This is a genomic window from Seonamhaeicola marinus (assembly GCF_008085455.1).
Window position 1 is genome coordinate 504,825 of record NZ_VSDQ01000718.1, and the last position, 19,387, is coordinate 524,211.

Annotated in this window: 20 protein-coding genes; 10 read left to right on the top strand and 10 right to left on the bottom strand. The window is 33.2% G+C overall.

Translation table 11 applies throughout. The features are described 5' to 3' along the window. Positions 1-45 precede the first annotated feature (45 nt). The 4 genes from FUA24_RS19710 to FUA24_RS19725 are packed head-to-tail and all read left to right on the top strand — an operon-like array spanning position 46 to position 2,850. A complete protein-coding gene (locus FUA24_RS19710; protein WP_148544766.1) occupies positions 46-573 on the top strand; it encodes a hypothetical protein in 528 nt (175 codons plus the stop codon). A 5-nt stretch (positions 574-578) separates the two neighbouring features. After that, positions 579-1,307 carry a hypothetical protein gene (locus FUA24_RS19715; RefSeq protein WP_246147115.1) on the top strand — a complete coding sequence of 243 codons (729 nt, stop codon included), beginning with the start codon at positions 579-581 and terminating at the stop codon, positions 1,305-1,307. Between the two features lie 14 nt (positions 1,308-1,321). Next, on the top strand, positions 1,322-2,065 hold the full coding sequence (locus tag FUA24_RS19720) for a hypothetical protein (RefSeq protein ID WP_148544767.1): 744 nt from the start codon (positions 1,322-1,324) through the stop codon (positions 2,063-2,065). Next, positions 2,041-2,850, top strand: a complete 810-nt coding sequence (locus FUA24_RS19725) for a sensor histidine kinase (RefSeq protein ID WP_148544768.1) — start codon at positions 2,041-2,043, stop codon at positions 2,848-2,850. The genes FUA24_RS19720 and FUA24_RS19725 overlap by 25 nt, the downstream gene beginning before the upstream one ends. Here FUA24_RS19725 and FUA24_RS19730 read toward each other — a convergent pair. The 3 genes from FUA24_RS19730 to panB are packed head-to-tail and all read right to left on the bottom strand — an operon-like array spanning position 2,834 to position 5,796. After that, the gene (locus FUA24_RS19730; RefSeq protein ID WP_394344232.1) at positions 2,834-4,216 is read right to left on the bottom strand and encodes an aldehyde dehydrogenase; all 1,383 of its coding nucleotides are present in this window, start codon (positions 4,214-4,216) and stop codon (positions 2,834-2,836) included. The genes FUA24_RS19725 and FUA24_RS19730 overlap by 17 nt on opposite strands. 22 nt (positions 4,217-4,238) lie before the next feature. Further along, positions 4,239-4,940 carry an RluA family pseudouridine synthase gene (locus tag FUA24_RS19735; protein ID WP_148544770.1) on the bottom strand — a complete coding sequence of 234 codons (702 nt, stop codon included), beginning with the start codon at positions 4,938-4,940 and terminating at the stop codon, positions 4,239-4,241. 37 nt (positions 4,941-4,977) lie between these two features. Then, on the bottom strand, positions 4,978-5,796 hold the full coding sequence (panB, locus tag FUA24_RS19740) for a 3-methyl-2-oxobutanoate hydroxymethyltransferase (protein WP_148544771.1): 819 nt from the start codon (positions 5,794-5,796) through the stop codon (positions 4,978-4,980). Between the two features lie 114 nt (positions 5,797-5,910). Between panB and FUA24_RS19745 the strand changes: the two genes are divergently transcribed. Continuing rightward, the gene (locus tag FUA24_RS19745) at positions 5,911-6,372 is read left to right on the top strand and encodes a nuclear transport factor 2 family protein (RefSeq protein ID WP_148544772.1); all 462 of its coding nucleotides are present in this window, start codon (positions 5,911-5,913) and stop codon (positions 6,370-6,372) included. 9 nt (positions 6,373-6,381) lie between these two features. On the opposite strand, the gene FUA24_RS19750 is transcribed toward FUA24_RS19745, so the two are convergent. Together FUA24_RS19750 and FUA24_RS19755 are read right to left on the bottom strand one after the other, a co-directional pair. Further along, on the bottom strand, positions 6,382-6,915 hold the full coding sequence (locus FUA24_RS19750) for a hypothetical protein (protein WP_148544773.1): 534 nt from the start codon (positions 6,913-6,915) through the stop codon (positions 6,382-6,384). Positions 6,916-6,954: 39 nt separating this feature from the next. Continuing rightward, positions 6,955-8,376: an L-serine ammonia-lyase gene (locus tag FUA24_RS19755; protein ID WP_148544774.1), complete on the bottom strand. Its 1,422-nt coding sequence runs from the start codon at positions 8,374-8,376 to the stop codon at positions 6,955-6,957. Between the two features lie 287 nt (positions 8,377-8,663). Here FUA24_RS19755 and dnaK point away from each other — a divergent pair, with 287 nt between their 5' ends. Then, positions 8,664-10,571, top strand: coding sequence for a molecular chaperone DnaK (gene dnaK / locus FUA24_RS19760; protein ID WP_148544775.1), 1,908 nt, complete (start codon positions 8,664-8,666; stop codon positions 10,569-10,571). Positions 10,572-10,721: 150 nt separating this feature from the next. After that, positions 10,722-11,252, top strand: coding sequence for a hypothetical protein (locus tag FUA24_RS19765; protein ID WP_148544776.1), 531 nt, complete (start codon positions 10,722-10,724; stop codon positions 11,250-11,252). Positions 11,253-11,315: 63 nt separating this feature from the next. Here the strand turns inward: FUA24_RS19765 and FUA24_RS19770 are convergent, their stop codons facing one another. The 5 genes from FUA24_RS19770 to FUA24_RS19790 form a co-directional block, all read right to left on the bottom strand. Next, positions 11,316-12,335 carry a cytochrome d ubiquinol oxidase subunit II gene (locus FUA24_RS19770; protein ID WP_148544777.1) on the bottom strand — a complete coding sequence of 340 codons (1,020 nt, stop codon included), beginning with the start codon at positions 12,333-12,335 and terminating at the stop codon, positions 11,316-11,318. Position 12,336: 1 nt separating this feature from the next. After that, on the bottom strand, positions 12,337-13,644 hold the full coding sequence (locus tag FUA24_RS19775) for a cytochrome ubiquinol oxidase subunit I (RefSeq protein ID WP_148544778.1): 1,308 nt from the start codon (positions 13,642-13,644) through the stop codon (positions 12,337-12,339). An 80-nt stretch (positions 13,645-13,724) separates the two neighbouring features. Beyond that, positions 13,725-14,147 carry a DoxX family protein gene (locus tag FUA24_RS19780; RefSeq protein ID WP_148544779.1) on the bottom strand — a complete coding sequence of 141 codons (423 nt, stop codon included), beginning with the start codon at positions 14,145-14,147 and terminating at the stop codon, positions 13,725-13,727. A gap of 67 nt (positions 14,148-14,214) precedes the next feature. Continuing rightward, entirely contained in the window at positions 14,215-16,218 is a 2,004-nt protein-coding gene (locus FUA24_RS19785; protein WP_148544780.1) for a DUF3352 domain-containing protein, read from the bottom strand. A 3-nt stretch (positions 16,219-16,221) separates the two neighbouring features. Then, positions 16,222-17,850 (bottom strand): acyl-CoA carboxylase subunit beta, encoded by a 1,629-nt coding sequence (locus FUA24_RS19790; RefSeq protein ID WP_148544781.1) that lies wholly within the window; start codon positions 17,848-17,850, stop codon positions 16,222-16,224. A 142-nt stretch (positions 17,851-17,992) separates the two neighbouring features. On the opposite strand from FUA24_RS19790, the gene FUA24_RS19795 reads away from it, so the two are divergent. Genes FUA24_RS19795 through FUA24_RS19805 form a run of 3 tightly spaced genes read left to right on the top strand, consistent with a single transcriptional unit; the run spans position 17,993 to position 19,345 of the window. Further along, positions 17,993-18,349 (top strand): DoxX family protein, encoded by a 357-nt coding sequence (locus FUA24_RS19795; RefSeq protein WP_148544782.1) that lies wholly within the window; start codon positions 17,993-17,995, stop codon positions 18,347-18,349. A 4-nt stretch (positions 18,350-18,353) separates the two neighbouring features. After that, positions 18,354-18,884 (top strand): NADPH-dependent FMN reductase, encoded by a 531-nt coding sequence (locus FUA24_RS19800; RefSeq protein ID WP_148544783.1) that lies wholly within the window; start codon positions 18,354-18,356, stop codon positions 18,882-18,884. 23 nt (positions 18,885-18,907) lie between these two features. Further along, entirely contained in the window at positions 18,908-19,345 is a 438-nt protein-coding gene (locus FUA24_RS19805) for a MarR family winged helix-turn-helix transcriptional regulator (RefSeq protein WP_148544784.1), read from the top strand. The last annotated feature ends 42 nt before the right edge of the window (positions 19,346-19,387 follow it).

A 19,387-nucleotide genomic window follows, 5' to 3' on the forward strand; every position in this document is an offset into this window, starting at 1 on the left:
TTTTTATTACATTAGAGGAGCTATTAACAAAACAAACATTAATTTATGAAAAATTTAAGACCTCTCCTTTTAGGAGCGATTATTGGTGCATTACTTACTTATTTTTTCTGTCCAAGACAAGCTGTGGAAGCTGAAGATTTATCTTCTTCTATGCAGCAAAAAGCTATTGTTAAGCCTGAAGGTGTTATTACAGTAGAACAAGCTAAGGCTTTAAATGATAATTGGACCAAATTCAGAAAACCTGTTTTAGATTCTGTTACAGAAAGAAGAGTTAAAAAAGAAGATTACAGATGGGCTTGGTGGTCTTTAGAGGACATTGAGAATTACATTGCTTATATAAGAAGCGAAACACCTCAAGGTGAGACTTTTACCGGGTTAAGAGTTTATCTAGGCGTATATGATGAGAATTCAACCAATGGGAAAAATGGGATGACAACAATGTTTATTGTGCCGACAGGAGGTTCTAATGTAAATAAGGGAAGTTTATTTAACATGACTGTTCAGGGCAATGGAGATAGAAATGACCCTCCTTTAAATAATAGTGGAGGTAGTGGAGACGGGTATCCTCAATAGTTTAAGTGAAAGAATTTCTATTTAATAATTATGTTTGGCTAGGACATGTTGTTGAGGCTATTCCAGCATTAACAGGAGTCATTCTATTTCGTAAATTTAAACGAAAGGAAGTAGGGTATTTTATCTACTTCCTTATTTTTTTAACCATATGTGATATACTTAATTGGTATACTATATTTGTTAGACCTGGAAGGATATTAGAGTTTTTAATAGGTACTTTGATTGCAAAAAATTATTGGTGGTCTACACTCTTCTGGAAAATTGGAGCAATAGTGTTTTTTGCTTTTTATTTTAGTAAAGTTTTAAAAACGCCTGTTTTTTTAAAAATTATCAAATTTTATAGTTACTGTTTTGTTTGCTTTTCAATAATTTACATCCTGTTTAATTGGACTGCGTTTTTTAATAGTTATTTCCCTGTAATAGATATGATCGGAGCAGTAGTAATATTTTTATGCGTATTGTTTTATTTTATTGAACTACTTAACAGTGAAAAAATCTTAGTTTTTTATAGAATATTAAATTTTTACATTAGCTCTGCTATATTTATTTGGTGGTTAATTATCACTCCAATAGTGTTTTATGATAATTATACTTTTTACGAGGTAGGGGTCTATGATAGAGACTGGAATTATATAGAACTTAGACGACTTATTTATATTTCTGCGAATATATTCATGTATTCTACATTTACATTTGCTTTAATTTTTTGTAAACCTGAGGAACTTAATGAATGAAATGAAGGTTGTAAATGAAACATTTTTTGTTAGAATATACTACCACTGTTATAAGGCTTGTCGAAATTATTGCGGCAATCACGGGAGTATTCTGCTACAAAAAATACAAAGAAACTGCTGGTAAATATTTCATTTTCTTTTTAGTTTATATTGCCATTTTAGAAATTATTGGCAGTTATGTGGTGTATGTAAGACCAGATAGGTTTTTATACTTTTTACAAGGTACTTTAATTGAAAAAAACTACTGGTTGTATACCATATGTTGGAAAATTATAGCAATTCTCTTCTTTAGTTTCTATTTCTATAAAGTTTTAAAGAGTTACAAGCTAAAATCCATTGTTAGGTATACAGCTTCTTCTTATCTTATATTCTCTGTTGTTTACGTTATATTTAATTGGAAAGCCTTTTTTCATATGTTTTTTCCAGTGCTTAGTATTCTTGGAGCGTTAATAGTATTTATGTGCAGTACCTTTTATTTCGTTGAATTAATGCAAAGCGAACGTATTTTGTTCTTTTATAAATATTTAAGCTTTTATATTGCTGCTGTAATATTTATATGGTGGCTAATTATTACTCCCTTAACTTTTTATGATCTTTTTTACGATAAATTTGATTTAACCAAGCCTTTTAGACATCCCGAATTTTTTGGTGATATAAACTATGTGTTTTTAAGGAGGAAAATTTATCTATTTTCTAATATCTTTATGTATCTAACTTATACTTTTGCTTTATTATGGTGCAGACCACAGAACGATTAGCTAGTACAGCGTCTGAGCGTTATTTATTAATTTACATGGTTGCGGTTTTAGTAATCGTAACATCCTTGGTTATTGTGTTTTTTGTGGTGTTTTTAAAACGAAAAAACAAACTTATACTTGATAAAATTAAACAGCAACAAGCCTTTGAAGAAGAAATAGTTCAGGCGCAAACAGAAACCCAGGAGCAAACTCTTAAAAATATCGGTTGGGAATTGCATGATAATGTAGGGCAACTATTGTCTTTTGCCAGCATGCAATTGAGTATTTTAAAAATGCAAGCTTCTGGTGAAATAAAGGACAAATTTAAAGATACCTCAGATGCCTTAAGTGAAAGTTTAAGGGAGGTAAGAGCGTTGTCTAGAACCTTAAATAATGAAGTAGTTCTAAATATTGGTTTTGAAAAATCTGTGGCAAATGAATTGGATCGATTAAAGAAAATGAAATTTGCTACCGCTAAGAAGTTTACCAAGGGAGAAAAACGCCCTTTCATAAACAGAAAACACGAAATTATTTTATTTAGAATAATACAAGAGTTTCTTTCTAATTCAGTAAAATACTCAGAAGCTGAAAACCTAAGTATTACATTAGATTATCAACCTGAAAATCTTGTTATTACAGCTAAAGATGATGGTAAAGGTTTTGATGTGGAAACGGTTCAAAAAGGTTCTGGTTTATTAAACATGCAGAGTAGAGCTAAACTAATAGGAGCAGATTTGCAACTAAACTCCAAGGTTGGGGAAGGGGTAGAGCTTATTGTGAATTATCCGTTTAGCCAAACCACTTAAACATTTTCTTTAGTATTGTAAACTTTTTGTTGCTGTATGGCGCATAACGTATAGGCGGATCAATCCAATTCCCCCGTTTAATAATAGCCTTTTCATGAGAAAAGGTATCAAACCCTAATTTTCCGTGGTACGCTCCCATACCACTATGGCCAACACCTCCAAAAGGTAGTCGGTGATTCCCAAAATGAATAAGCAAATCGTTTATTACGCCACCACCAAATTCAAATTTGTTTATTGTGTTTTCTACAAATCTTTTATTTTTTGAAAAAATATAGAATGCCAGAGGTTTTTCAAAATTCCAAATAATCTCTTCTAGGTCTTTATCGGTTTCATAAGATAGAATAGGAAGAATTGGTCCGAAAATTTCGTCAGACATAATAGGGCTATCTAATCGAGGAGAGTCTACAATGGTTGGTGAAATGTAGCTGTCATTAATATCAATTTCGCCTCCAAAAACTACATTAGTATCCTTCAAAATCTTGGCTAAACGTTCTGTGTTTCTTTTATTTATAATTCTAGGAAAGTCTCTAGAAGCTTTAGGGTTATTGCCATAAAATCGAGTAATTTCTGTTTTTAGAATTTCAATAAAATCTGCTTTAATACTTTTATGAACTAAAAGATAATCTGCTGCTATACAGGTTTGCCCTCCGTTTAAGAATTTACCCCAAACAATTCGTGTGGCAGCTAATTTTAAATTCGCTGTGTCATCAATTATACATGGTGATTTCCCGCCAAGTTCAAGTGTTACGGGAGTTAAATGTTTAGCGGCGGCTTTAGCAACAATTTTACCAACAGGCACACTTCCAGTAAAAAAGATATAATCCCACCTCTGAGCAAGCAATTCTGTAGCTACATCAATACCACCAAGTACTGTTGTTGCTATTTCAGATGAAAACACTTTGTCTATAATTTTTGAGACTAATAAAGACGTGTGTTCCGTTAATTCACTTGGCTTTAAAACTACTGTATTTCCAGCAGCAATAGCCATGATTAAAGGTTCCATTGTTAGTAGAAAAGGATAATTCCAAGGCCCAATTACAAGTACCGTTCCGTAAGGTTCCTTATAAATGTAATCTGAAGAAGGAAATGTAAGTATTGAGGCTTTTACACGTTTTGGTTTTGCCCACTTTCTCAGATTATTTATGGCAAGGTTTAATTCTGAGATTACTAAACCGAATTCACTTATAAAACTTTCAAATTCCGACTTTTTAAAATCTTTATGTAGTGCAGTGTAGATAGCTTCCTCATTGGCTATTATTTCAGCTTTTAAGGACTTTAATAGTTGTAATCTAAAGTTAACATCTTTAGTTTTCTGAGTTCTAAAAAATGCGTTTTGTGATTCTATTATTTTAGAAATGTCGCTCAACTTTTTCTTTAAATATAAAAAATTAGTTTGAACAAGCCTCCCAAATCGCATCTTTGGGAAGAGGAGCAATTACGTTTATAGCTTCTTTTGAAACCGGATGTGTGAATTGAATTTGTCTGGCATGCAAATGGATACTGGCATCTTTATTACTGCGTTGTGCACCATATTTTAAATCGCCTTTAATAATGCACCCTATATTGGATAACTGACAACGTATCTGGTGATGCCTCCCAGTTTCTAAATTTACTTCAAGTAAAAAATACCGTTGCAAGGTCTTTATGAGTTTATAATGTAAAATAGCCTTTTTACTATCCTTTATTTCTTTTGTATGAGCGTAAGATTTATTATTCTTAGGATTTTTTTTAAGCCAGTTTATTAAGGTGTCATTAGCTTTGGGTGGTTTATTATTAACTATGGCCCAATAGGTTTTACTAATATCTTTTGAAGCAAATAACTTATTTAATCTGGGTAACGCCTTACTAGTTTTAGCAAATACAACAATACCAGTAGTTGGTCTATCTAATCTATGAACTGTGCCCAAATAAACATTACCTGGTTTATTATATTTATCCTTAATGTATTCCTTAACAACGTCACTTAAGGGTTTGTCTCCTGTTTTATCACCTTGAACGATATCACCCGCCCGTTTGTTGATTATGATGATATGGTTGTCTTCATAAATTACTTGAAGGTTGTCTTTATTTGATAAAACTTTACTGGACACTAATTATACAGATTATCACTAATGTTCAACAACAACCTTAATATTGTTCACTTTCATTAGGAAAATCAACACTTTTAACGTCAGTGACATACTGTTTCATGGCGTTAGTCATATCCTCATACAAATTTAAATAACGTCTTAAGAAACGCGGATTAAACTCATGAGTCATTCCTAACATATCATGAAGCACAAGAACTTGTCCGTCAACATCAGGTCCTGCACCAATACCAATAATAGGTATGCTTACACTCTCTGCAACTTTTTTAGCTAGAGCAGCTGGAATTTTTTCAAGAACGATAGCAAAACAACCAATACGCTCTAGCATTTTGGCATCTTCTAGTAGTCTTTCAGCTTCTTGTTCTTCCTTGGCACGAACAGTATAGGTGCCAAATTTGTAGATAGATTGAGGTGTTAAACCTAAATGTCCCATTACAGGAATACCAGCATGAAGAATTCGTTTAATAGAATCTTTTACTTCTTTACCACCTTCTAACTTTACAGAGTGCGCACCACTTTCTTTCATAATTCTAATGGCAGAACGTAAGGCCTCTTTAGGATCACTTTGATAACTTCCGAAAGGCAAATCTACCACAACTAAGCATCTGTCTATAGCTCTAATCACCGAAGATGCATGATAAATCATTTGGTCTAAAGTAATAGGAAGTGTCGTTTCATGACCTGCCATTACATTACTTGCAGAATCACCCACCAAAATAACATCTACGCCAGCACCATCAACTATTTTAGCCATAGTATAATCATATGCCGTAAGCATTGAAATTTTCTCGCCAGAAGCTTTCATATCAACTAATGACTTTACTGTAACTCTCTTATATTCTTTTTTTGCCGTAGACATATGTTTTTAGTTTAGAAATAGCACGTAAAAGTAATAAAATAAAAAGTTAAACTTTTGTTTAATGATTACACTTTTTGATGTTGAAAAGTTATTTTAGTTTAAAATTAAACACTTATGCAACGAATTATATTTTATCTGGTATTATTAATTACTTCTACAATTTTTTCGCAAAGTGAAGAGGAACAGGCGGCAAGAGCAACTATTGAAACATTCTTTGAAGGATTCCACAAAGGGGATACTATATTAATGAAATCAGTGATGAGTGATAAATTAATTTTACAAACTGCTTTTAGAAACAAAGAAGGTAAAGATGTTCTTGTAAGTGATTCCCCAGATAAAATTTTAAAAGCTATTGCCACACGCCCTGCAGACCAAAAATGGGACGAACGCATACTAAGTTATAATATTCAGATTGATGCTAATATGGCTAATGTTTGGACGCCATATGAGTTCTGGTTTAATGACAAGTTTAGCCATTGTGGTGTCAACTCTTTTCAGTTGTTTAAGGATGGCGATACTTGGAAAATTATTTATTTGATTGATACCAGAAAGCGGGCTGCTTGTGGGAAGGAGTAGGTTGAACAACTACTTAATTTTTGTCTCAATAAATTTCAGTATTTTTTGAAATTCTATTTTTGAAACTTCTGATTCTCCAATGACCAGGACATTTTCAGGACATTCTTTTAGGATAAGGAGTAAATTTGATTTAGAAACTTTATACTTCCTAAAATCACTCCAATAGTACCAAGTACAACTAAATTCATCTGATAACCTTAAGGAATCGTGGCAAAATTCAAAAATGCCGTAGGAGGATGATATATTTTGACTTTCACTATCGTTTAAATAATCCCTAAGCATTCTTATATATTGATCTTTAGAGCTTCTGAGATTTTCACTTTTAGTGTAAAGATCAAAAATTAAAAATATAGCAACACAAAAGAAAAGTATGCTTACATCACTACCAAAGAAAAGAATAATAATACCTAATGAAATTAGTATAATTATCGCAATTGTTGTCTCTTTAATTTGTTTCCTTTGAAAGTGATAAATATAGGGTAGAGACAATATTGTTTGTTCAACATAAAGGTTTTTATTAAATGGGATTTTATATTTAAACAATTTGGAAATAGAGGTTTTGTTACAATATAGTAGAAATAGTTAACAATCACTTAAATGTACCCCAACGGCTAAACCACCTTCGCTAGTTTCTTTGTATTTGGTATTCATGTCTTTTGCGGTTTCCCACATGGTAGAAACCACTTTATCTAAAGGAACAATAGTGTTTTCAGGATTTGTATCTAAAGCTAATTCGGCCGCATTAATAGCTTTAATTGCTCCCATGGCATTCCGTTCTATACATGGTATTTGAACCAAGCCACCAATTGGATCGCAGGTTAAACCTAAATGATGTTCCATAGCAATTTCAGCTGCTATTAATACTTGTTCAGGAGTGCCTCCCAATAATTCACAAAGTGCACCAGCTGCCATAGCAGAGGACACGCCAATTTCGGCTTGACAACCACCCATTGCAGCGCTAATGGTTGCCCCTTTTTTAAAGATGCTACCTATTTCACCTGCTACAAGTAAGAACTTTTTAATATCCTCAAAATTACCATCGTGATTTTCAATAACTAAATAATACATTAAAACAGCAGGAATTACCCCAGCGCTTCCATTGGTAGGTGCCGTAACTACACGCCCAAGAGAAGCATTGACTTCATTAACTGCCAATGCAAAACAGCTAACCCATTTAATAATTTGTCTAAACTTAACTTCAGTATCTCTAATGGCATATACCCATTCTACTGGATTTGAATAAGACTTATCTAGTATGAGTTTTTGATGCATGTCAAAGGCGCGACGTCTTACATTTAATCCACCAGGTAAAATGCCTTCGGTATGACACCCAATATACATGCATTCTAACATGGTATCCCAAATACGCTTTAGTTCATAGTTTATCTTTTCTTCTGTGTTAATAGATGTTTCATTTTCTAATACCACTTCAGAAATCGATTTGTTTAAAACTTTGCAAAATTCTAGGAGTTCAGTGCCTTTTTCAATTGGGTAGGGAAAAGAACATTTAATTTCGAACTTCTTTTTGGAACTCTTTAGTTTCTTTTTTACAACAAAACCGCCTCCAATGGAATAGTACTTTTTTGTAAATGTTTCACCATTAATATGAGCAGTAAAACTCATACCATTGGCGTGAAAAGGTAAAAATTCGCGATTGAAGATGATATCTACTTCAGGATTAAAAGAAATGTCTCTTTCTCCTCCAAATTGTATTGTTTTTGAGGCATTAATATGATCTATAATATTTTGAATGTCTGCTGTAGGAACGCGTTCCGGATCTTTACCACATAATCCTAGCATAACTGCATAATCCGTGGCATGTCCTTTTCCTGTTAACGACAGGGACCCATAAAGGTTAACAGTTACTTTTTCAACACCATAGAATTTATTAGTCTTTTTAAGTTTATTAATCCATTGTTCAGCCGCTCGCCATGGTCCTAAAGTGTGAGAACTAGATGGTCCTACACCTATTTTAAGCATATCAAAAACAGAGATACATTCCATTTACTACAACGTTATAGTTTTAGCAAATATAATCTGTTTGTGTTAATGAATTATTATCATAAATTGATATTTTATAAGAATTTGTTAGAAGTGATTGACTATGAAGCCATATAAAGTGACATTTCAAATTTGCTAATTCCTAAAAATGTCAAATTATCTAGTTATAAGAATGTGAACAGATCTAAAATATGACACAGTGTCATACTTTTTGTGTTGGCATAAAGATTGACTAAAACAAAACGAGTTAAAAAAAGAACATTCAACACAATAAATAGTAAAAACATATTATGAGTAAAATTATTGGAATAGATTTAGGAACAACCAACTCTTGTGTTTCGGTAATGGAGGGTAATGATCCTGTTGTTATCCCAAATGCAGAAGGTAAGCGTACTACGCCATCTGTAATTGCATTTGTTGAAGGAGGAGAAATTAAAGTTGGTGATCCAGCAAAAAGACAAGCTGTAACTAACCCTACCAAAACAGTTTATTCTATTAAACGTTTTATGGGTAATAAATATTCTGAGTCTAAAAACGAAGCAGAACGTGTACCATATAAAGTAGTAAAAGGTGATAATGATACACCAAGAGTAGATATTGATGGTAGATTATATACGCCTCAAGAACTAAGTGCAATGATTCTTCAAAAAATGAAGAAAACTGCAGAAGATTACTTAGGGCAAGATGTAAGTGAAGCTGTAATTACAGTACCTGCTTACTTTAACGATTCTCAACGTCAGGCTACTAAGGAAGCTGGAGAAATTGCTGGTTTAAAAGTAAGACGTATTATTAATGAGCCAACAGCTGCAGCTTTGGCTTATGGTTTAGATAAAAAAGGACAAGACCAAAAAATAGTTGTTTTTGATTTTGGTGGTGGTACACATGATGTTTCTATCTTAGAATTAGGAGACGGTGTATTTGAAGTACTATCTACAGATGGTGATACACACTTAGGAGGTGATGATGTAGATGAAAAAATCATTAACTGGTTAGCAGAAGAGTTTAAAGCTGATGAGAACATGGATTTAAGACAAGATCCAATGTCTTTACAACGTTTAAAAGAAGCTGCTGAAAAAGCTAAGATTGAGTTATCTTCTTCTGCGCAAACAGAAATTAACTTACCTTATATTACTGCTACAGCTAGTGGACCAAAGCACTTAGTACGTACATTAACACGTTCTAAATTTGAACAATTAATTGACGATTTAGTAAAACGTACTATTGAGCCATGTGAGTCTGCTTTAAAAGCTGCTGGTTTAAGTAAAAGCGATATTGATGAAGTCATTTTAGTAGGTGGTTCTACACGTATTCCTGCTGTACAAGAAGCTGTTGAGAAATTCTTCGGAAAAGCACCAAGTAAAGGTGTAAATCCAGATGAAGTTGTATCATTAGGAGCTGGTATTCAAGGAGGTGTATTAACTGGAGATGTTAAAGATGTATTACTTTTAGATGTTACACCATTATCTTTAGGTATTGAAACTATGGGTAATGTATTTACTAAATTAATTGAAGCAAATACAACGATCCCAACAAAGAAATCGCAAGTATTCTCTACAGCTGCAGATAATCAGCCATCTGTTGAAATTCATGTGTTACAAGGAGAAAGACCAATGGCGGCCGATAATAAAACTATTGGACGTTTCCACTTAGATGGTATTCCACCAGCAAGAAGAGGTACTCCTCAAATTGAAGTAACATTTGATATTGATGCCAACGGTATTATTAAAGTATCTGCTGAAGATAAAGCTACTGGTAAGAAACAAGATATTAGAATTGAAGCATCTTCTGGATTAACTGAAGAAGAAATCCAAAAAATGAAAGCTGATGCTGAGGCAAATGCCGAAGCTGATGCTAAAGCTGCTGAAACTGCTACAAAATTAAACGAAGCGGATTCTATGATTTTCCAAACCGAAAAGCAGTTAGAAGAATTTGGTGATAAATTATCTGATGATAAAAAACAACCAATTCAAGAAGCTTTAGAAGAGTTAAAGAAAGCTTATGAGACTAAAGATTTAGCTACTATTGAACCAGCTTTAGAAAAAATAAATGAAGCTTGGAAAGTTGCTAGTGAAGAAATGTACAAAGCGCAAGCTGAAGCTCAACAAGCAGGTGGTGCTCAACCAGGACCAGATGCGGCTGCAGGTGATGCTAACGAAGGAAACGACGTTGAAGACGTAGACTTCGAAGAAGTCAAGTAGCCTGTGCTGAGCGGAGTCGAAGTATAGACTTCGAAGAAGTGAAATAAAAGTAGTATTATACTTATTATAGATTAAAAACGCAACTCATCGAGTTGCGTTTTTTTATTGCCTATTTCTTACTAATTTTCGCACTTAACCTAAACATAATTTATGAAAAAAATTAGCATTTTACTTGGTGTTTTTATGCTTGTATTTACATCTTGTAATATTGAAAGTCTAGATGATGATATTGGTTCTTCATCTAATAGTATTGTTGGAAAATGGAGAATGATCGATTACACATATACCGGAGAGACAATTACATCTGCGCAAGGGCAAGAACTTAGTACCAGTTTTGTTGGTGAAGCTTTTGATATGACCAATACGATTACCTTTTCTGAAGATCCCAATGTTATCACTTCTGAAGGATCTTTCAGTCTTAGGTTAACATCAAATACATTAGGGCAAACTTCAACTCAAACAATTACAGGCTTAGAGGCTATTAATGATGGTAATTGGGAGAGAGATGGTGATGAATTATTTACATTTACTGATATGGGAGAAGGAGTAATGAATATTGATAAGTTAACTGAAAGTATTTTAGTGTTATCTGTGAGTCAGGAGGAAGACCTATCGCAAGCTGGTTTTAGAATTATTTCTAATATTGATGCCATCGTTACTTTAGAAAGAGTAACAGATTAAAACAAGAAACTTTATTTTTAAAATAAAAAGAGCAACTCTAGTATGAGTTGCTCTTTTAGTTTTTTAACGTTCAAGAAGTTTTATCATTTTAAAAGATTTCATTAAGTGAAATACGCCGGGTAGAATAATTGCCCCTCCAATAATAAGGGCAATTCCCAGTACTTTAATGACTTCATTTGTTGCTACGGTATTCATAATATTTACACTGCCGTCTTTTGTAATTACCAATTCAGGGAACAAGGAACTAAAGGCTGCTGATAAAATTAGAAGTACTTGAATACCCGCTAAAGCTCTTGTTTTTATCCTACTTTGGTTTTTAATACTTTTTAAAAGAGGTAGTATGATTACTGCAGATAGTGCTATTAAGAAAATACTATAAGGGCTCTCAACAAAGTTCATTACAAATACTTTGTTTTGGAAATATCCAATGCATAAAACAATAAAACCAAGAACAATCACAGAAATTGTACTTATTCTAGCTTTAGCAACATATAATGGCCTTTCGGTTGTATCAGTTTCACCTATTAACAAAATACTAGCAAGAAAGGCACAAATACCTGCAAAAAACAAGCCAACAAAAAAGGAAAACAAATTAAACCAAGAGCTTATATAGGCTGTATAAAAGGTTGTTGTAGCTAAATCTTCTGTAAGAACTAAATTTCCTGATATTAATCCACTAAAAGTAACCCCAAGGAATATTGGCGTTAGTAAGCTAGAAATCCTAAACATCCAGTCATAGAGCAGCTGTGTTTTGTCTTTGTAAGCATCGTAATGCCTAAAAACAAACGCAACACCTCTTAACGTAATTCCTAGCAAAATAAGCGTAAGGGGAATATGGAGATACACCATTAAAATATTATAAAATCCCGGAAATCCTACCCAAAGCACCACTACGACAATAATTATCCAAATATGGTTAGCTTCCCAAACAGGTCCAATAACTCTATAAACGGTCTTTTTAGTTAGGTCTCTACTGGTTTTAGAAGAAAACAACTCAACTATACCCGCACCAAAATCAGCTCCCGCTAGTAGTACATATAGTAATAAGGAAACAGCTAGAAAAAATAAAACAACATAAAGCATATTAGTTGATATTGGAGTTATTTAAAAATTTAATCTGTCTAAACATAAGCCAAGTTACTGCAACTGTTAAAATGCTATATAGAACAACATACATGTAAAAACTGTAAACAATACCAGGCATGGGCGTAACGGCATCTTTAGTTTTCATGACGTTGTGAATAATCCACGGTTGTCTACCAACCTCAGTAACAATCCAACCAGCTTCAAGAGCAATAAAACCTAAGGGAGCCAGTAAAAAGAAAAATAGCCAGTACCATTTTTTTTGAAACCAAGATGTCTTTCTCTTACTTATAAAAAATATAAAGCCCGCTAACATTAACAACGTTCCGAGACCTACCATAGTTTGGAAAGCATAATGCACTAAAGCAATGTTTTTAGGTTTTACATCATCGGGAAAATCATTTAACCCTTTTACTTCAGCATCAAAATCGCCAAAAGCTAAAAAGGATAGCGCTTTAGGGATTTCAATTTTATGAGTTACCTCTTTCTTTTCATTGTCAACAATACCTCCAATATATAAAGGAGCACCCTTAGTAGTGTGGTAATGCGCTTCCATAGCTGCTAGTTTTACTGGTTGACGCTTTGCTATATCCTTAGCAGATAAATCGCCACTTAAGGGTTGTAAAATGGCAGCAATAGCTCCAAATGTTATGGCTATTTTAAAAGCCTTAGTATGCAATTCTACATGTCGTTTCTTATATATCTGATAGGCATGAATACCAGCTACGGCAAATCCCGTTGCTGTAAAAGCTGCAAGAGTCATATGTAAGGCCTGTGTAAACCATGCAGGGTTTAATAAAGCTTTGATAGGATCTATATTAGAGAATTCGCCATTAATGAAATCAAAACCAGATGGGGCGTTCATCCAGCCATTAGCAGAAACAACTAAGATACCTGAGGCCACACCGGCAATACCCACAATAACACCTGTAAACCAATGGAATTTTTCCGGTAGTTTTTTCCATCCATAAAGATAAAATCCTAAAGCAATAGCTTCAACGAAAAAAGCAGCACCTTCTAAAGAAAATGGCATACCAATTATAGGACCAGCATGCTTCATAAATTCTGGCCAGAGTAAGCCTAATTCAAAAGACAAGGCAGTTCCGGACACTGCTCCAGTAACAAAAAATATGGCAACACCTTTTTGCCAGGATTTAGTAAGCGTTAAATAAATTGGGTTTTTAGTATTAAGCCATTTTTTGTGTGCTACGACCATAAAAAAAGGCATGACCATACCAATACAGGCAAATACAATGTGGAAAATGAGGGTAAATGCCATTTGCAGTCTTGCTGCATCTAAATTATCCATAAATAACATGGTTTTTGAAGTACTACAAAGATACTTCTAAACCGCTAAATTAACCAGCTAAAAACGTTAATTTGTACTAATTATTTCTGCATTTTAAAGTAGTAATCCAAAGAGTTTTTTCCAGATCCGTATATCAAGAAAAATGCACATATTAATAGTGTTGCAATAGCAAGAAAAAGATTTGGTGAATTCATTTCTCCAACAAAATTAATTGCAACCGCACCAATTAGAATTGGTAATTGAGCTATAACCGCCCAGCGTGTTAAAAGTCCAAAGGCAATTAATATTCCTCCAATAAAATGCGCTGGGGCTACGTAATGAATAACTATCATTCCACCTGCCATATTTTGAAAAGGACTAAAAAGTTGTGCTAACATCTCGCTATGCGCCATAAAGTCAATTCCTTTTAAAAAAAGGAAAACTCCAAGTACAATACGTAAAATATCAATGGGCAAATAAGTATGTCTATTTGCCCATTTGTTTAATACTTTAATGGTTTCCATGACTTATAAGTTGTTGATTTATAGTTATAAGTTACGAAAAAATGAAAAGAAACGGAAATCCAACTTTTTAAAAGCTCTTCTTAAAAATGAGCTTTTCGTCTTTATCATATGCTCTCCAAGTACCCTTTTGCTTATTGTCTTTGTATTTACCAGAGATTTTCAAAGCTCCATTTTCATGATATTCTTTATATCTGCCGTGCTTTACGCCATCTTTTAGCTGAACACTAACCTTAGTGGTACCGTTTTTATAGGTTTTAATGTATTCTTTAGCCGATAGGTCACTTGGGTAAATTTCAGAAACATTAAATATAGTATCCTCGTTTACAATATCTGTTTTCGATATTATAGGTTGAACAGGCGCATGGGCACTTATGTTCTCCTTCAGACTTTGTTCAAGGTTTTTAAAGGTATACACCTCTTTTACAGCTTCTGGATCTTCAAAATTCATAATCAGTTTACTGTCAAAAAACTCACCATCTGGACTAAACTGAAACCCTATTTGAGGAAAACAAATGAAATAGTCTTTGTTCGCTTTTAAATCCAACTTCTTTTTATAATCCACATAATCATAAATAGCATTGTAGAGGGTAGGGGTATTTACAAAAGCAAAAATGCTTGAGCGCTTATCAAATTGAGAATTAAAATCAGTATACGGTTTAAACTTTTCTAAGGTCTCTTCGGCTTTGTATTTATCTATAATTGTTTTTATAGTATTGGGATCGTTACTAAAGACCACATAATCTTCGATTATTGAAAAATAAGGCTTCTCAATATCGTTAAATAATTTACCTAGAAGAATTTTGAAAAAACCTTTTATAGACATGAAATTAATTTCATAGCCCTTATAGTTTACCTCCTTAAATTTTACGGGGCTTTTTTTCTTTATCTGCTTTAAAATGAAACTTAAGTTGTCTTTGGCATCTTCAACATCATTAGTCTTTAGAACAAGTGCAATGTTCTTTTTTGAGTTAGAAACAGAAGAGGGAAGTTGTAATAATGCGATTTCGTCATCTATCCAACTCATAAAATGTTCTTTTAAATCAATATCTAAAAGGTTTTCAACTTTTTCGGTACCGTCTAAATAACTTTTAAATTGTTCTGGGTCTTCTTTTAGAATAGTTTCAAAATTCTCATAAAACTTTGAAAAGCTATCAAAAGAAAAACTTAAGTAAAAAGCGGTTTCATTTGGTGCTATTTCGGGAATATCCCGTTTCCCTTCACCAGAATTTTGAAGTGCTTTTAAGTAGGCAGAAGCTTGCTCATTAGTATTTGTTACGCCATTAGCAACTATGCGATTTTCATCTAAATCAAAATGAAACCCAGACCAGTTTAAGCTTGTATTTAACGCTGACACTATATCATTAGGTTTGCTAGAAAAAACCTTAAGATAGTCTTCCAAGTAATCATATTGAAAATATAAACGGAACATATCACTATACCCAATTTCCTTTTTTACTTCAATATAATTTAGATTTCTGCCAATTTCGGGCTCTAAATATTGGTCTATAGATGCTTCAACCAATATATGCGTATATGAAGCAATTAATTGGTTTTTAATAAAACTTATATAGAGTGTTTCTCTTTCCGTGAAATCATAAACTTCTATAATTTCATGGTTATGATATTTTCGTTTATTAACCTTGTAATTACTGCTAACAAAGGTGTTTAGGTGGTTCTTAATTATATTGAGCTTGGATAATTTTTGTAAGTCTACAACATAAAAGAAATCGTATTTTTTAGGTGAAAACACGTGCGCAGAGATGAGTAACTCTCTATTACCAATTCTTTCTAATAATCCTTTCTGATTATTAAAAATGGTATCTACAGCACTTAGGTGTTCGGTTAAATTTCTAAAATAGGTGTTTTTTTGAAGGTGTTTCCAAATTTTACTTTTGGTAATAGACTCCCAATTATCAATTGGTTCCTGGGTTTCAATAACGTAAACAGCATCTTTTGGTACTAAATATATGGATTGAATATTGTCATTGTTATCTAAATAAAAGTTATAAACTTGATAACAAATGAATATTAAGAGTGCTGTAAGAAGTAGGAGAAGGGGCTTTTTTTTCATATGCTATACTTGTAATACGCCTAAATTAAATGGTTTTTCAATAGGCGCATGGTTTGCAGCTTCTATCCCCATACTAATCCACTTTCTAGTATCCAACGGATCGATAATGGCATCCGTCCAAATTCTTGCTGCGGCATAGTAAGGAGACACTTGGTTATCGTATCTAGCCTTTATTTTATTGTATAAAGCCTCTTCTTTTTCTTTAGTAAATGTTTCACCTTGTTTTTCTAAAGACGCTTTTTCTATTTGCAATAAAACCTTAGCAGCACTATTACCGCTCATAACTGCGAGTTCCGCACTAGGCCATGCTACAATTAATCTTGGGTCATAAGCTTTGCCACACATGGCATAGTTTCCAGCCCCATAGCTATTGCCAATAACTATAGTAAATTTTGGTACAACAGAATTACTTACGGCATTTACCATTTTGGCACCATCTTTAATGATACCACTATGTTCACTTTTACTACCTACCATAAAGCCTGTAACATCTTGCAAAAACACCAATGGGATTTTCTTTTGGTTGCAATTGGCAATAAATCGGGTAGCCTTATCGGCACTATCATTATAAATAACACCTCCAAATTGCATTTCGCCTTTTTTGGTTTTTACTAATTTGCGTTGGTTGGCAACGATACCAACCGCCCATCCATTAATTCTGGCATAAGCGGTAATTATAGATTGACCATAACCCGCTTTATATTCGTCAAATTCCGAATTGTCTACCAAGCGCTTTATAATGTCAAACATATCATATTGATCTGCTCTCGACTTAGGTAAAATACCATAAATCTCTTCTTGGTTTTCTACAGGTTTTTTAGGTTCAATTCGGTTGTATCCCGCTTTATCAAAATCACCAATTTTAGCTACAATATTTTTTATAGTATTGAGGGCATCTTTATCATCTTTAGCTTTGTAATCCGTAACTCCAGATATTTCACAATGGGTTGTTGCGCCTCCTAAAGTTTCGTTGTCAATACTCTCTCCAATAGCTGCTTTTACCAAATAACTTCCTGCTAAAAAGATACTCCCCGTTTTATCTACAATTAGGGCTTCATCACTCATTATCGGTAAATAAGCACCACCCGCAACACAACTACCCATAACGGCAGCAATTTGAGTAATACCCATACTACTCATAATGGCATTGTTTCTAAAAATACGACCAAAATGTTCTTTATCGGGGAAAATCTCATCTTGCATAGGTAAATACACCCCTGCAGAATCCACTAAGTAAATTATTGGTAATCTATTTTCTATGGCTATTTCTTGAGCTCTTAAGTTCTTTTTACCAGTAATAGGAAACCAAGCTCCAGCTTTAACGGTAGCATCATTGGCCACTACAATGCATTGTTTACCCTTAATATGTCCAATTTTAACTACGACACCTCCAGATGGACAGCCACCATGTTCTGGATACATATCTTCACCAGCAAAAGCTCCAATCTCAATACTTTTAGAATCATCATCTAATAGATACTCAATACGTTCTCTAGCGGTTAGTTTACCTTTAGAATGGAGTTTCTCTATACGTTTTTTACCGCCACCAAGCTTTACTTTTGTTAGGCGTCTCTTAAGTTCTGATACTAATAGTTTATTGTGATCTTCGTTTTTGTTGAAGTTTATATCCATGAAGTTTTCTTTGTTGCTAAATTACAAAAGTTGCATTTCTTGTAAAAGGATGTTAATAAATTCATAAAATATATTATATGGAAATATATTCCTTGGAATATAAATTATTTTGATATATATTTGTACCATAAATAAAAAGAAAATGAAATTAGATAAAATTATTTTTTACGTTTCAACTGGCGTTCTTACGGCGATTATGTTATTCTCATCTGGCATGTATTTTTTTAAGCATGACATGATAGAGGGCGCTTTTAAAAGTTTTGGTTATCCAACATACATCATTTATCCTTATGCAATAGTGAAGTTAGTAGGTTTAATACCTATCTGGGGAGCCAAATTTAAAATACTAAAAGAGTGGGCTTATGCTGGATACTTATATGCTTTTACCTTAGCTTTCTTTGCACATGTTATGATTGGCGATGGACAACAAGGTACAGTAATAGTAGCTTTTGCAGCTCTAGTAATATCTTATATATTTAACAAACGATTATACAAATAAAATCATGAAAAAAGTAATTGCCTTTGCAGGAACTAATAGTAAAACATCTATAAATAAACAATTAGCAGTTTATGCTGCAAGTTTAATTGAAAATGCCGAAGTTTCCGTTTTAGATTTAAACGATTATGAACTACCATTATATGGTATAGATTATGAAGTAGAACATGGTATTCCAGATAATGCTCATAGCTTTTTAAATCAAATTAAAGACGCAGATGGTATTGTATTATCTTTGGCAGAACATAATGGGGCTTATGCTACGGTTTTCAAAAATATTTTTGATTGGATGTCTAGAATAGATGGAAAGTTGTGGGGAGAAAAACCAATGTTATTAATGGCAACGTCTCCCGGAGGTAGAGGAGGAGCAACTGTTCTTGAAATTGCAAAAGGTCGTTTTCCATATATGGGCGGAAATATTGTTACAGATTTTAGTTTACCATCTTTTGGTGATAACTTTTCAGAAGGAAAAATTAGTAATGTGGAGCTAAACGCTGAACTAGTGTCAAAAGCCAAGAAATTAGAGGAAGCGCTATAAAAGTCTATTTTAAAACTTTAGCAATGGGAGATATTTCAAAGGACATAAAATCTAAATTTTTAAATAATAAGGTTAAAGCGTTAATTAATATTATTTACACGGCTAATTGGATAAGTAGTCACCAAAATGAGTATTTTAAAGCTTTTGGAATTTCTCCTCAACAATTCAATATATTACGCATTTTAAGAGGAGCTGGTGAGCCTATAAAAGTTCAAACCATAAAAGAAAGAATGATTGAACGCGCTCCCAATGCCACACGTTTAATGGATAAGTTATGTGATAAAGAATTAATTAGGAGGTTACCTTGTCCAGATGATAGACGTGTTGTTCATATTGAAATTACTAATAAAGGACTTGGTCTATTAAAAGATATTGATAAAGATTACAGAGACGACCTTTTGGAGAACCTAACGAATGAGGAGGCCGACCAGCTAAGTACATTATTAGATAAAATAAGATAGCCAATGCAAGCTATTTTTTTAATCAAATAGTTTCCATGGAAA

What these genes read in the sequence shown, in the direction of transcription:
- FUA24_RS19710 (WP_148544766.1), top strand. Translation starts at nt 46, where the DNA reads ATGAAAAATTTAAGACCTCTCCTTTTAGGAGCGATTATTGGTGCATTA.
- FUA24_RS19720 (WP_148544767.1), top strand. Translation starts at nt 1,322, where the DNA reads ATGAAACATTTTTTGTTAGAATATACTACCACTGTTATAAGGCTTGTC.
- FUA24_RS19725 (WP_148544768.1), top strand. Translation starts at nt 2,041, where the DNA reads ATGGTGCAGACCACAGAACGATTAGCTAGTACAGCGTCTGAGCGTTAT.
- panB (WP_148544771.1), bottom strand. Translation starts at nt 5,796, where the DNA reads ATGTCTACGGCAAAAAAAGAATATAAGAGAGTTACAGTAAAGTCATTA.
- FUA24_RS19745 (WP_148544772.1), top strand. Translation starts at nt 5,911, where the DNA reads ATGCAACGAATTATATTTTATCTGGTATTATTAATTACTTCTACAATT.
- FUA24_RS19755 (WP_148544774.1), bottom strand. Translation starts at nt 8,376, where the DNA reads ATGGAATGTATCTCTGTTTTTGATATGCTTAAAATAGGTGTAGGACCA.
- dnaK (WP_148544775.1), top strand. Translation starts at nt 8,664, where the DNA reads ATGAGTAAAATTATTGGAATAGATTTAGGAACAACCAACTCTTGTGTT.
- FUA24_RS19765 (WP_148544776.1), top strand. Translation starts at nt 10,722, where the DNA reads ATGAAAAAAATTAGCATTTTACTTGGTGTTTTTATGCTTGTATTTACA.
- FUA24_RS19770 (WP_148544777.1), bottom strand. Translation starts at nt 12,335, where the DNA reads ATGCTTTATGTTGTTTTATTTTTTCTAGCTGTTTCCTTATTACTATAT.
- FUA24_RS19775 (WP_148544778.1), bottom strand. Translation starts at nt 13,644, where the DNA reads ATGGATAATTTAGATGCAGCAAGACTGCAAATGGCATTTACCCTCATT.
- FUA24_RS19780 (WP_148544779.1), bottom strand. Translation starts at nt 14,147, where the DNA reads ATGGAAACCATTAAAGTATTAAACAAATGGGCAAATAGACATACTTAT.
- FUA24_RS19785 (WP_148544780.1), bottom strand. Translation starts at nt 16,218, where the DNA reads ATGAAAAAAAAGCCCCTTCTCCTACTTCTTACAGCACTCTTAATATTC.
- FUA24_RS19790 (WP_148544781.1), bottom strand. Translation starts at nt 17,850, where the DNA reads ATGGATATAAACTTCAACAAAAACGAAGATCACAATAAACTATTAGTA.
- FUA24_RS19795 (WP_148544782.1), top strand. Translation starts at nt 17,993, where the DNA reads ATGAAATTAGATAAAATTATTTTTTACGTTTCAACTGGCGTTCTTACG.
- FUA24_RS19800 (WP_148544783.1), top strand. Translation starts at nt 18,354, where the DNA reads ATGAAAAAAGTAATTGCCTTTGCAGGAACTAATAGTAAAACATCTATA.
- FUA24_RS19805 (WP_148544784.1), top strand. Translation starts at nt 18,908, where the DNA reads ATGGGAGATATTTCAAAGGACATAAAATCTAAATTTTTAAATAATAAG.